Origin of the sequence: Streptomyces sp. HUAS 31 (genome assembly GCF_028198125.1) — a bacterium.
GTDB lineage: Bacteria > Actinomycetota > Actinomycetes > Streptomycetales > Streptomycetaceae > Streptomyces > Streptomyces chartreusis.
This window is the reverse complement of the sequence record NZ_CP116353.1, coordinates 2,185,576-2,197,995: the sequence shown is the minus strand read 5'-3', so window position 1 is coordinate 2,197,995 and position 12,420 is coordinate 2,185,576. Positions and strand designations below refer to the sequence as shown.

Here is a 12,420-nt window from a genome sequence, read left to right as displayed (position 1 = left end):
TACGGGCCGCCACTGACACCCCTCGCCGTCAGGTGCCTTGCCCCGCCCGCCTGTTCGAGCCGGGCGAACGCGGGAACGTCAACCGCGCGGCGGGCGCCCGTCGTTGACGTGCGCCGGCGGGGCAGCCGCCCGCGGTGGAGCGTCGGTACGTCCCCGATGCCCCCCGCGGTGCGATCCTCCGCATATGACCGAACCAACGCATGACGAGGCGCACGGCGGCGCGCTGGGGGAGCGGCTGAACTGGCTGCGGGCGGCCGTCCTCGGGGCGAACGACGGCATCGTGTCGACCGCGGGCCTCGTGGTCGGCGTGGCGGGCGCGACCGACGACCGCTCGGCCCTCCTCACGGCCGGGCTGGCCGGGCTGCTCGCCGGGTCGATGTCGATGGCGGCGGGTGAGTACGTCTCGGTCTCCACCCAGCGCGACTCGGAGAAGGCCGCGCTCGCCCAGGAGAAGCGGGAGTTGCGGGAGCAGCCGGAGGCGGAGCTGGAGGAGCTGACGGAACTGTTGGAACGCCGGGGCCTGTCCCGGGACGTGGCCCAGGAGGCGGCGGTCCAGCTGACGGAACGTGACGCGCTCAAGGCGCACGCGCGCGTGGAGCTCGGCATCGACCCGGACCGGCTGACCAACCCGTGGCACGCGGCATGGGCGAGCTTCCTGGCGTTCACGGCCGGGGCGCTGCTGCCGCTGCTCGCCATGGTGCTGCCGCCGGCCGAGTGGCGGGTGACGGTCACCGTCGTCTCGGTCCTGGCCGCGCTCGCCCTGACCGGCTGGAGCAGCGCCCGCCTCGGCGCGGCCGCCCCGGGGCGGGCGATGCTGCGCAACGTGGCCGGCGGCGCGCTCGCCATGGCGGTCACCTATGCGGCGGGGTCGCTGCTGGACGTGGCCGGAGCATAGGGCTCACGGCGTTTTACGCAGCTCAGCGCCGCTCACGGCCCCCTCGAAGCGCGCCAGGTGCCGTGCGCGACGTACGGTGAGAGACGCGCTCACCACCCCTTGAGCGCTCGTACGACGGAAGACGAGAAGGACCCTCGCCATGCGCGCCACCACCATTCACGCCCCCTTCGACATGCGCGTGCAGAACGTGCCCGACCCCGTGGTGCGCGAGCCCACCGACGCCGTGGTCCGGGTGCTGCGGGCCTGCATCTGCGGCAGCGACCTGTGGGCCTACCGGGGCGAGGCGGCCCGGCAGCCGGGTCAGCGGATCGGCCACGAGTTCCTCGGCATCGTCGAGGAGACCGGCTCCGAGGTGAGCGACATGAAGCGGGGCGACCTCGTCGTCGCGCCCTTCATGTGGTCCGACGGCGTCTGCGACTACTGCCGCGAGGGCCTGACGACCTCCTGCGAGCACGGTGGATTCTGGGGCTCCGTCGGCTCCGACGGCGGCCAGGGCGAGGCCGTGCGCGTGCCCTTCGCCGACGCCACCCTCGTCCGGCTGCCCAAGGACGCCGCCTCCGACGACCGCCTGCTGTCCGCCCTGCTGACCCTGTCCGACGTCCTGGGCACCGGCCACCACGCCGCTCTCGGCGCCGGGGTCCGCCCGGGCGCCACGGTCGCCGTCGTCGGGGACGGCGCCGTCGGGCTGTGCGCGGTGCTCGCCGCCAAGCGGCTCGGCGCCGAGCGGATCATCGCGCTCGGCCGCCACCAGGTCCGTACCGACATCGCGCGCCGCTTCGGCGCCACCGACGTCGTCGCCGAGCGCGGGGACGCCGCCGTCGAGACCGTGCGCGACCTGACGGGCGGGCAGGGCGCGCACGCCGTCGTCGAGGCCGTCGGCACCGAGCAGTCCATGCGGACGGCCGTCAACATCACCCGCGACGGCGGCGCCATCGGTTTCGTCGGCGTGCCGCACGGCAGCGGCACCGGGCTCGACCTCGGCGTCATGTTCGACGGGAACATCGCACTGCGCGGCGGCGTCGCACCGGTCCGTACCTACATCCCCGAGCTGCTGCCCGACGTCCTGAACGGCACGATCGACCCGTCCCCGGTCTTCGACCTGACCGTCGGCCTGGAGGAGGTCCCGGCCGGCTACAAGGCGATGGACGAGCGCACCGCCCTGAAGGTCCTCGTCACCGGCTGACCCCGGCGCGGGGCCGGCTGACGGCGTGACGGTTCACCAGCGGATCGGCACCGGCAGCGCCGTCAGCAGCCCCGACAGCGCGACCACCACGCCCAGGGCGACGACCTCCGCCCGCGCGGGGGAGCAGGCGGTCAGCGGGTCGGCCGCGCGGCTCAGCCGGATCCGCGCCCACAGCGCGAGCCCGGCCACGGCCGCCACCAGCAGCACCTTGGCCAGCAGGGCCCGCCCGTACGCCGTCCCGGTCAGCTGGTCGAGGATCGTGTCCGACGGCATCCGGCGCAGCGAACTCCACACCCCCGTCGCGGTGATGGCGGCCAGCAGTACGGCCGCCACGCGCGCGTAGAGGCCGAGCAGCGCCGCCCCCGCCTCCCGGACACCCCACCCGCCCAGGGTCCGCAGGGCGTACAGCAGCCCGCCCACCCAGAGCGACGCACAGGTCAGATGCACCAGCGTCAGACCCGAGCCGAGCAGCGGGCCGTACTCGGTCGTGGGGTGCGCGCGCAGCGCCTCGGCGACCACCACCGCGGCCAGCGGCCAGACCTGGGAGGCGGGCCGGCGCGAGAGGGCGCACAGGCCGGCCGCGGCGAAGGCGTTGACCTCCAGCAGCGCCAGCTTGCCGTCGCGCGAGGCGTACAGACCGCCGACGTCGAGGTCGGCCGGGCTGTGCGGCACGAGGTTGCCGGTGGAGACGACCGAGGCGAGCCCCAGCGCGGCGACGAAGCCGACGCCCGCCGCGTAGGGCGCCCAGCTGCGCGGCCGGCCCGCGGGAGCGCCGGGCACGGACCGGGCCAGCCGGTCCACGAACAGTTCCCCCAGCGGAACGCACAGCGCCGCGAACAGCACCGCACGCAGCAGCCCGATGCCGCGGGTGCCGGGCGCGGCGGCCTCCCCGGTGCCGTGCAGCGCGGCCGACGGCCCGAGCAGCGGTATCAGCGCCGCGAGCGCCACCAGGGCGACCACGGCGACCGCCCGCGCCAGGCCGGGGCGCGGTCCGGGCGCGCTCCCGTCGGACACGCCGTGGGAGGATCCTGTCAACATCACCTCAAGATCTTCACAAAGCAACGCAGAGCTGGGCAAGCGCCGGAAAACAAGTAGGGGCGGAGCATTCCGTCCCTGGGTACGGCTCCTGCGTCCCCGGCGCTCAGTCCCACCGTGCCGGATCCGCGCCCCACACCCCGGGCGGTCGCGCCCAGTCGCGGGGGCCGTCCTCGAACGACACCGGCGACAGGGCGTACCGCAGCCGCCCGAGTGCGCTGTCCCGCTCGCCGAGCCACGCGTCCGGCGCCTCGTACGCCATGTCGCCCCGCGGGCCCGGCTCGATCCCGTCCGTCAGCCAACGAGCCGTACGCGCCAGCGCCAGTCGTACGCGGCGTCCGTCCCCCTGTTCCGCCCGCTCGGTCAGCGCCCGCAGGACGGCCGCCGCCAGCAGATACCCGGTGCCGTGGTCGAGGGCCTGCGCGGGCAGCGCGCCGGGCTGCTCGGCCGATCCCTCGGTCGCCGCGATCCCGGTGGCGACCTGCACCAGGCTGTCGAAGCCCCGCCGCTCGCTCCACGGCCCGTACGCGCCCCACGCCGACAGCTCTGCCACGATCAGCCCGGGCCGACGTTCGGCCAGCGCCCGCGCGGACAGCCCGAACCGGTCCAGGGCGCCCGGTCGGTAGCCGGTGACGACGACGTCGGCCGTGGCGAGCAGTTCCTCGAAGGTGAGCCTGTCGGCCGCCAGGTCCAGCGTCGCCGAGCGCTTACCGAAGCCCGTGTCGGTGTGCTGGTCGAGCAGTTCGGGCAGCAGCGGGCTGTCCAGGCGCAGCACGTCCGCGCCGAGCAGCGCGAGTGTGCGCGTGGCGACGGGTCCCGCGATGACCCGCGTCAGGTCCAGCACGCGGACCCCGGCGGCGGGCAGCAGGGGAGTGCCGTCGAGGGGCGGGAGCGCACGCGCGCGTGCCGTGCCCAACCGCTCGTGCTCGACGAGCGGCCGCCGGGCCACCGCCGACGCCTGCTGGTGCGCCGCCCACTCCCGCGGCGTCCGCAGCGCGACGGCCAGCCCGCCGGCCGCGTACACGGTCTGCTCCACCTCGTGCGAGGACCGCTCGGCGAGTGCCGCCCCGACGGCGTCCGGGTCGTCCTGCGTCATTCCCAGCCCGGCCAGGAGCCCGGCACGGTGATGCGGATAGTTCGCGTGCGTGCGGACCCAGCCGTCCGCCGTCCGCCAGAACTTGGACAGCGGCGCGAACCAGACGGGCGCGCGCCCGTCGACCAGCAGATGCCGCTCGCTCACGAACGCCGTGGCGATCGCCCCGTCGTCCAGCCGGACCTGCGGCACCTCGGACCGCCCGGCCCGCCGCGCCCCCAGTTCGGCGGCGGCCAGCGCGCAGGCGCCCACACAGGCGCGCGCCAACTCCCGTACGGGAAGGCGCGCATCGAGCGCGCCCTCCCGCACCACGGTGGACACCCGCGGCAGCAGGGCGGCATCGCCGCCCACCGCGGACCAGGCAGTACCGAGTGCAGTCATGACCGCACTATGCAGTACGGATCTCAGTCGACGGCGTCCAGGGCGTTGACGATCCCGAATCCGTAGAACCCGTTGACCCGCTTGCCGCCCACGCAGACCGCGTCCGGCGTGCCGTCGCCGTTCTGGTCGTACGACTCCGGGCAGCCCGGGTTGTCCGCCTGCGCCTTCAGCAGCGCCTGCAGTTGGTCCGGAGTCGCCTTCGGATAGCGGGACTTCAGCAGCGCGGCGACGCCCGCGGCGTGCGGGGAGGCCATCGACGTGCCCTGAAGGTAGCCGTACTGGTTGTTCGGGAGGGTGGCCAGGATGCGGCCGTTCTTCGACGGCGTGTCGGGGATCTGGTAGAGCCGGTCGCCGCCGGGGGCCGCGATGTCGACCACGCCGTAACCGTACGAGGAGTAGTACGACTTGAGGTTCTTCACGCCCGTCGCGCTGACCGTGACGATGCCCGGCAGCTGGGTCGGCACGTCGAAGCACTTGTGCGGGTCGATCGTGCGCTCGACCGGCGTCGAGTCGTCGGGGCTGCTGTCGTCGACGAGCGCGTCGGAGTCGAGGTCGTGGTTGGAGTTGCCGGCCGACGCCAGGTTGAGGGTGCCCTTGCGCTGGGCGTACAGCTGCGCCCGGTTGACGGCGTCCACGATCGCCCGCTGGTCGGGGTCGTCCACGCAGTTGTAGAGCCACGGGTCGACGTAGTAGCTGTTGTTCGTGATCTCCACCCCGTGGTCGGCGGCGAACACGAAGGCGCACACGACACTTTCGGGGTAGTAGAGGCCGTTGACGGGGTCGCTCACCTTGATGGCGGAGACCTTCACGCCGGGGGCGACGCCGGCTATGCCGATGCCGTTGCGGGGCGCGGCGATCTCACCGGCCACGTGCGTGCCGTGCGAGTCGGCGGTGGTGTACGGCCGCCAGGCGCCGTCACCGGTGTCCGCCTTGCCGCCGACACAGTTCGCGGACTGGGCGGCGGAGAAGTTCGGTGCGAGGTCGGGGTGGGTGTCGTCGACGCCGTTGTCGATCACGGCGACGGTCACCTTGGGGCTGCCCGGGTTGATCCGTGCGGCCTTGTCGGCGCCTATGGCGCGCAGGTTCCACTGGTCGGCCTCGAGCGGCTCGCTCTCGCCGGCGGCGTCCGACGCCCTGGTGGTCCGTGCGGCCTGCTGCTCCGTCAGGACCTGCACGGGACCCTCGTCCGTCGTCCCGGCGGCGGTCAGAGGCGTCGTACGCGTCACGCCCGCCGACTGCACCCCGCGGACCTTGCGCATCGTCTCGGCGAAGCCGGCCTGCGCCGAATGGACGACGATCACGCCTATCCGGTCGTACGCGATCACGACGGTCCCGCCGGCCGCCTTGATCGCCTTGCGCACCGAATCCACCGTGCGGCGGTCCGGCTTGGTGTTCACGACGTAGGCCAGTGCGGGCCCGTCCGCGGCCTGTGCGACGGACTCGGTGGGCGGTGCCGCCGAGGCCGCCGTCGGCAGGAAGCCGAGCGAGGCGGTCAGCGAGAGAACGAGCGGGACGGCGAGGGCGAGTCGCCGTCTGGACCGCAGATGAGCCATGGGATCTCCACATCATCCGGAACCGGAACCGCCCGAGCCGCGTGTGGCGCTCGGGCAGGTACATGACGAGTGGTGCTGGGGCGAAGTTATCCCTGAACCTCCTGGCCAGCAATCCGGCCGAGGCGACTTCGGAAAGAAGCCCCGGGAGTTGAACCGGTCCTCGCGTGGCGCCGTGACCTTGGACAGGAGGCGCGAGCACGATCGAGCCCCCTGTCGGATCACCCGCCGTGGCCCTACTATCGCCAGCCGGCTCATGTGATCCATGTCACTGCTAAGAACAGAGCCGCCATGCCCGCACCCGAACCGTCCCCAACCCCCCAACCGTCCCCGTCCAACGTCGCAACAGCGCCCGCAACGCGAGGAGACTCCGTGGCTACCGACGCACCGCCCCCCTCGAAAGAGCAACACCAGCTCCCCTCCACCGAGGAGTTCACCGAGGTGCAGCAGAGTGCGGAGTTCGGTGAACTGCGCCGCTCCTACCGCTCCTTCGCCTTCCCGCTGACCGTCGCCTTCATCGCCTGGTACCTGCTGTACGTCCTGCTCTCCAACTACGCGGGCGACTTCATGGGCACCAAGCTGTTCGGCAACATCAACATCGCGTTCGTCTTCGGTATCGCCCAGTTCGTCACCACGTTCCTCATCGCCTGGTGGTACTCGCGCCACGCCGGCGCCAAGCTCGACCCCAAGGCCGAGGCCATCAAGACACGTATGGAGGGCGGCGCATGAGCCCCGCGATGACCCTTGCCGCGAACGAGGCCAGCGAGCACCGGCCGCTGATCATCACCCTGTTCGCCTGCTTCGTGGTTGCGACCCTGTTCATCACCGTCTGGGCGGGCCGCCAGACCAAGGACGCCGCCGACTTCTACGCGGGCGGCCGGTCCTTCAGCGCGTTCCAGAACGGCCTCGCCGTCTCCGGCGACTACATGTCCGCCGCGTCTTTCCTCGGCATCGCCGGCGCGATCGCCCTCTTCGGCTACGACGGCTTCCTGTACTCCATCGGCTTCCTGGTCGCCTGGCTGGTCGCCCTGCTCCTGGTGGCCGAGCCGCTCAGGAACTCCGGCCGCTACACGATGGGTGACGTGCTCGCGTACCGCATGCGCCAGCGCCCCGTGCGCACCGCGGCCGGCACCTCCACCATCGTCGTGTCGATCTTCTACCTCCTGGCCCAGATGGCCGGTGCCGGTGTCCTCGTCTCGCTGCTGCTCGGCATCACCACCGACGCGGGCAAGATCCTCATCGTCGCCCTCGTCGGCGTCCTGATGATCGTGTACGTCTCCATCGGCGGCATGAAGGGCACCACCTGGGTCCAGATGGTCAAGGCCGTGCTGCTCATCGGTGGCACGATCCTCATTACGTTCCTGGTGCTGCTGAAGTTCAACTTCAACATCTCGGATCTGCTCGGCAAGGCCGCCGAGAACAGCGGCAAGGGCGCCGCCTTCCTGGAGCCCGGCCTCCAGTACGGCGCCACCGGCACCTCCAAGCTGGACTTCATCTCCCTCGGCATCGCCCTGGTCCTGGGCACCGCCGGTCTGCCGCACATCCTGATCCGCTTCTACACGGTGCCCAACGCCAAGGCCGCCCGTAAGTCCGTGAACTGGGCGATCGGCATCATCGGCGGCTTCTACCTGATGACCATCGCCCTCGGCTTCGGCGCCGCCGCGCTGATCTCCCAGGACGAGATCATCGCCTCCAACCCGTCCGGCAACACCGCGGCGCCACTGCTCGCCCTGCACCTCGGCGGCGTCGATTCGGCGTGGGGCGCGATCCTGCTGGCCACCATCTCGGCGGTGGCCTTCGCGACGATCCTCGCGGTCGTCGCCGGTCTGACGCTGGCCTCGTCCTCGTCGTTCGCCCACGACATCTACGCGAACGTGATCAAGAAGGGCCAGGCCACCGAGAAGGAGGAGATCCGGGCCGCCCGCCTCGCCACCATCGGCATCGGCGCCGTCTCCATCCTGCTCGGCGCCCTCGCCCGCGACCTGAACGTCGCCGGCCTGGTCGCCCTGGCCTTCGCGGTCGCGGCCTCCGCCAACCTGCCGACGATCCTCTACAGCCTGTTCTGGAAGCGGTTCACCACCCAGGGCGCGCTGTGGTCGATCTACGGCGGCCTGATCGTCGCCGTCGGCCTGGTGCTGTTCTCGCCGGTCGTCTCCGGCGACCCGAAGGCGATGTTCCCGGACGTCGACTTCGCCTGGTTCCCGCTGAAGAACCCGGGCATCATCTCCATCCCGTTCGGCTTCCTCATGGGCTGGCTCGGCACGGTCCTGTCCAAGGAGGAGCCCGACGCCGGCAAGTACGCGGAGCTGGAGGTCCGGTCCCTGACCGGCACCGGCGCCCACTGAGCAGGCCCTCGGAGCGGCCGCGTCGTAGGGATCTACGACGCGGCCGCGTCGTACGTCGTGGGATCGGGCCTGTGTCGCTGTCAGTGCGGTCACGTAGGCTCGCAGGTGACGGAAGTTGAAACTGGTCGCGTCGAGGGAGGGGGCCCACGTGCTCATCGACACATACGGCCGAGTGGCCACCGACCTGAGAGTCTCGCTGACCGACCGCTGCAACCTGCGGTGCACGTACTGCATGCCCGAGGAGGGCTTGCAGTGGCTGGCCAAGCCCGACCTGCTCACCGACGACGAGATCGTCCGCCTGATCGACATCGCCGTCACCTCCCTCGGCATCGAGGAGGTCCGCTTCACCGGCGGCGAGCCCCTGCTGCGCCCCGGCCTGGTCGGCATAGTGGAGCGCGTCGCCGCGCTGGCCCCGCGCCCCCAGATGTCCCTCACGACGAACGGCATCGGCCTCAAGCGCACCGCGGCAGCCCTGAAGGCCGCCGGCCTGGACCGGGTCAATGTCTCCCTGGACACCCTGCGCCCCGATGTCTTCAAGACCCTGACCCGCCGCGACCGCCACAAGGACGTCATCGAGGGCCTCGACGCCGCTCGCGCCGCCGGCCTGACCCCGGTCAAGGTCAACTCGGTCCTGATGCCGGGCCTGAACGACGACGAGGCCCCCGACCTGCTGGCCTGGGCCGTGGAGCACGACTACGAACTGCGCTTCATCGAGCAGATGCCCCTGGACGCCCAGCACGGCTGGAAGCGCGACGGCATGATCACCGCCGGTGACATCCTGACGTCCCTGCGCACCCGCTTCGAGCTGACCGCCGAGGGCTCGGAGAAGCGCGGCTCGGCCCCGGCGGAGCGCTGGGTGGTCGACGGCGGCCCGCATGTCGTGGGTGTCATCGCCTCGGTCACCCGCCCGTTCTGCTCGGCCTGCGACCGCACCCGCCTCACCGCCGACGGTCAGATACGCACGTGTCTGTTCGCCACTGAGGAGACGGACCTGCGAGCGGCCCTGCGCTCCGGCGCACCCGACGAGGAGATCGCCCGCATCTGGCGCCTGACGATGTGGGGCAAGAAGGCGGGCGCGGGCCTGGACGACCCGTCGTTCGTCCAGCCGGACAGGCCGATGTCAGCCATCGGTGGCTGAAGAGGCCTCTTCCCATTCCTTCAGCAGGACGACGTCCTTCAAGAACCCCCGCACGCCGAGAAATTGCGACAGATGCTCGCGATGCTCCTCGCACGCGAGCCATGTCTTGCGCCGCTCCGGCGTATGAATCTTCGGGTTGTTCCACGCCAGCACCCACACGGCGTCGACGCGACATCCCTTGGCAGAACAGATGGGTGTGTCACTCACGAATTCATCTCACAAGTCGCGCACAAAAAGGCGACGCCGAGCAGCCACGGGGGGAGCTGCCCGGCGTCGGTCCGTCGCTCCGACGGGGGATGCGGAGCGCCTACGAAGTATGTCACGGGTAACCCGTCGCCCGGCACCTGAACAACACGATTGATCTGAGCTTTTCATGAGCTTGGCGCGGACTCGTCTTTCGGAACCGACCGGTCCGGTGCATCACGCCCCGTCGCGCGGTTTGCTTTGTGCGCCGGGCGCGGAGTCGTCCACCACATCTTCCGGGACCGATTCCGCGAAACCGTCGTTCGTCCGCGGTGGCGCGATCATCGTCCGCATCGGCGAGCTCACGAACGTCGACGGCAGAGACGGCGCATTCTCCCGCCCCGCGTTGGCGACGACCACCGCGATGTACGGCAGGATCGCGCCGAGCACCAACGCCACGATCGCGACATGCCGTTCCACGTTCCACAGGGAGGCCGCGAGGATCACCGAAAGCGTGCGGATCGACATCGAGATGATGTACCGACGCTGCCGGCCCCGCACATCCTCCTGGAGACCCGTGCGGGCCCCGGTGATCCGGAACACCTCGGTGTTGCCGCCGGCGTGCAGCTTCCGCATCACATTCCACCATCCGCCCGCATCGGACTCTCCCCCTGCCCGTACCCCTCCGTTCCCGGTCGGGGGACCGTGCCGGGACACCGTCCACGTTACGCCTCGCCTGCGCCGCCTACGAGACCGGGGCCCATGCCACCTGGGGGAACGCGGGGAGCCGTAACGCGTACGGCGGTACCCCGCATGCGGCGTACCAGGGCCGGACCAAGACTGGGCCTACTGCTCACCCCGAGCCGTACGAGGAGGCAGCCATGGGCTGGTTGTGGGCGATCATCGTGGGATTCGTGCTGGGCCTGCTGGCCAAGTTGATCATCCCCGGCAAGCAGCACAGCCCCCTCTGGCTGACCACGATCTTCGGCATCCTGGGCGCCATCGTCGGCAACTCCATCGCCCGGGCGTTCGGCGTCGAGTCCACCCGCGGCATCGACTGGAGCCGGCACATCTTCCAGATCGTCGCCGCGGTGATCATCGTCTACCTGGGCGACATGCTCTACGTGGCGACGATCGGCAAGAAGAAGACGCAACAGACGTAACTGATCAGTGTGCTTTTGGGGCGTTGCCCCTGGGGCAACGCCCCAAAGGGGCGCGGGGAACTGCGCGACCGGCCACGACGAAAGCCGCACCCCGCAGATCACCGCACCCCTACGACGCACCCCTATCCGGCGCCCCCGCGGAGCGCTACGCGCCGGTGAACTCCACCGCCGCCAGGTTCTTCTTCCCACGCCGCAGCACCAGCCACCGCCCGTGCAGCAGGTCCTCCTTCGCGGGCACCGCGTCCTCGCCGGCGACCTTGACGTTGTTCACGTAGGCCCCGCCCTCCTTCACGGTGCGCCGAGCGGCCGACTTGCTGGCCACCAGCCCGACCTCGGCGAACAGATCGACCACCGGGCCGAGCTCGCCGACCTGGACGTGCGGAACCTCGGACAGCGCCGCCGCCAACGTCGCGTCGTCGAGATCCGTCAGCTCGCCCTGCCCGAAGAGCGCACGGGACGCGGCGATCACGGCGGCCGTCTGGTCGGCGCCGTGCACCAGCGTCGTCAGCTCCTCGGCCAGCGCACGCTGCGCGGCCCGCGCCTGCGGACGCTCCTCCGTCTGCTTCTCCAGCTCCTCCAGCTCCGCACGGGACTTGAAGGACAGGATCCGCATGTAGGTCGAGATGTCCCGGTCGTCCGCGTTCAGCCAGAACTGGTAGAACGCGTACGGCGTCGTCATCTCCGGGTCGAGCCAGATGGCGCCGCCCTCGGTCTTGCCGAACTTGGTGCCGTCCGCCTTGGTCATCAGCGGCGTCGCCAGCGCGTGCACACCCGCGTGCGGCTCCAGGCGGTGGATCAGGTCCAGGCCCGCCGTGAGGTTGCCCCACTGGTCGCTGCCGCCCTGCTGGAGGGTGCAGCCGTAGCGCCGGTACAGCTCCAGGAAGTCCATGCCCTGGAGCAGCTGGTAGCTGAACTCGGTGTAGCTGATGCCCTCTTCGGACTGGAGCCGGCGGGCGACGGAGTCCTTCGTGAGCATCTTGTTGACGCGGAAGTGCTTGCCGATGTCCCGCAGGAACTCGATGGCCGACAGGCCGGCCGTCCAGTCGAGGTTGTTCACCATCACCGCGGCGTTGTCGCCCTCGAAGGACAGGAAGGGCTCGATCTGCCCGCGCAGCCGGTTCACCCAGTTCGCGACCGTCTCCGGGTCGTTCAGCGTGCGCTCGGCCGTGGGGCGCGGGTCGCCGATCTGACCCGTCGCGCCGCCGACCAGCGCCAGCGGGCGCAGCCCCGCCTGCTGCAGGCGGCGCATGGTGAGGACCTGCACCAGGTGGCCGACGTGCAGACTGGCCGCGGTGGGGTCGAAACCGCAATAGAACGTGACGGGACCGTCCGCGAGCGCCTTGCGCAATGCGTCCTCGTCAGTGGACAGGGCGATCACGCCACGCCACTTCAGCTCGTCGACGATGTCCGTCACGGTTCTCGTGTCTCCTTGATGATCTCGGGCAGTCGGGTGA

General features: G+C 71.1%; 12 protein-coding genes. 6 read left to right on the top strand and 6 right to left on the bottom strand.

The window, feature by feature from the left end; all coding sequences use genetic code 11:
- Positions 1-184: 184 nt before the first annotated feature.
- Both PGH47_RS09620 and PGH47_RS09615 read left to right on the top strand, forming a co-directional pair.
- Positions 185-895 carry a VIT1/CCC1 transporter family protein gene (locus PGH47_RS09620; RefSeq protein WP_107907297.1) on the top strand — a complete coding sequence of 237 codons (711 nt, stop codon included), beginning with the start codon at positions 185-187 and terminating at the stop codon, positions 893-895.
- A gap of 139 nt (positions 896-1,034) precedes the next feature.
- Entirely contained in the window at positions 1,035-2,078 is a 1,044-nt protein-coding gene (locus PGH47_RS09615; RefSeq protein ID WP_271663059.1) for a zinc-dependent alcohol dehydrogenase family protein, read from the top strand.
- A 33-nt stretch (positions 2,079-2,111) separates the two neighbouring features.
- Here the strand turns inward: PGH47_RS09615 and PGH47_RS09610 are convergent, their stop codons facing one another.
- The 3 genes from PGH47_RS09610 to PGH47_RS09600 form a co-directional block, all read right to left on the bottom strand.
- Complete coding sequence (locus PGH47_RS09610) at positions 2,112-3,116, bottom strand: CopD family protein (protein ID WP_271663058.1); 1,005 nt, start codon at positions 3,114-3,116, stop codon at positions 2,112-2,114.
- Between the two features lie 103 nt (positions 3,117-3,219).
- Positions 3,220-4,587 carry a CoA transferase gene (locus PGH47_RS09605; protein ID WP_271663057.1) on the bottom strand — a complete coding sequence of 456 codons (1,368 nt, stop codon included), beginning with the start codon at positions 4,585-4,587 and terminating at the stop codon, positions 3,220-3,222.
- Between the two features lie 23 nt (positions 4,588-4,610).
- Entirely contained in the window at positions 4,611-6,140 is a 1,530-nt protein-coding gene (locus PGH47_RS09600) for a S8 family peptidase (protein ID WP_271663056.1), read from the bottom strand.
- 369 nt (positions 6,141-6,509) lie between these two features.
- On the opposite strand from PGH47_RS09600, the gene PGH47_RS09595 reads away from it, so the two are divergent.
- From PGH47_RS09595 to moaA, 3 genes are all read left to right on the top strand, one after another.
- Positions 6,510-6,866: a DUF485 domain-containing protein gene (locus PGH47_RS09595; protein ID WP_107907302.1), complete on the top strand. Its 357-nt coding sequence runs from the start codon at positions 6,510-6,512 to the stop codon at positions 6,864-6,866.
- Positions 6,863-8,482 carry a solute symporter family protein gene (locus PGH47_RS09590; RefSeq protein WP_126901741.1) on the top strand — a complete coding sequence of 540 codons (1,620 nt, stop codon included), beginning with the start codon at positions 6,863-6,865 and terminating at the stop codon, positions 8,480-8,482. The genes PGH47_RS09595 and PGH47_RS09590 overlap by 4 nt, the downstream gene beginning before the upstream one ends.
- A gap of 148 nt (positions 8,483-8,630) precedes the next feature.
- Positions 8,631-9,620, top strand: a complete 990-nt coding sequence (gene moaA / locus PGH47_RS09585) for a GTP 3',8-cyclase MoaA (protein ID WP_217284858.1) — start codon at positions 8,631-8,633, stop codon at positions 9,618-9,620.
- Here moaA and PGH47_RS09580 read toward each other — a convergent pair.
- Both PGH47_RS09580 and PGH47_RS09575 read right to left on the bottom strand, forming a co-directional pair.
- Positions 9,603-9,827, bottom strand: coding sequence for a hypothetical protein (locus PGH47_RS09580; RefSeq protein WP_093745523.1), 225 nt, complete (start codon positions 9,825-9,827; stop codon positions 9,603-9,605). The genes moaA and PGH47_RS09580 overlap by 18 nt on opposite strands.
- A gap of 213 nt (positions 9,828-10,040) precedes the next feature.
- The gene (locus PGH47_RS09575; RefSeq protein ID WP_271663055.1) at positions 10,041-10,439 is read right to left on the bottom strand and encodes a DUF3099 domain-containing protein; all 399 of its coding nucleotides are present in this window, start codon (positions 10,437-10,439) and stop codon (positions 10,041-10,043) included.
- Positions 10,440-10,684: 245 nt separating this feature from the next.
- Between PGH47_RS09575 and PGH47_RS09570 the strand changes: the two genes are divergently transcribed.
- Positions 10,685-10,966, top strand: coding sequence for a GlsB/YeaQ/YmgE family stress response membrane protein (locus PGH47_RS09570; protein WP_107907306.1), 282 nt, complete (start codon positions 10,685-10,687; stop codon positions 10,964-10,966).
- Positions 10,967-11,111: 145 nt separating this feature from the next.
- Here PGH47_RS09570 and tyrS read toward each other — a convergent pair whose 3' ends face one another.
- Positions 11,112-12,380, bottom strand: a complete 1,269-nt coding sequence (tyrS, locus tag PGH47_RS09565) for a tyrosine--tRNA ligase (RefSeq protein WP_107907307.1) — start codon at positions 12,378-12,380, stop codon at positions 11,112-11,114.
- Positions 12,381-12,420 lie beyond the last annotated feature (40 nt).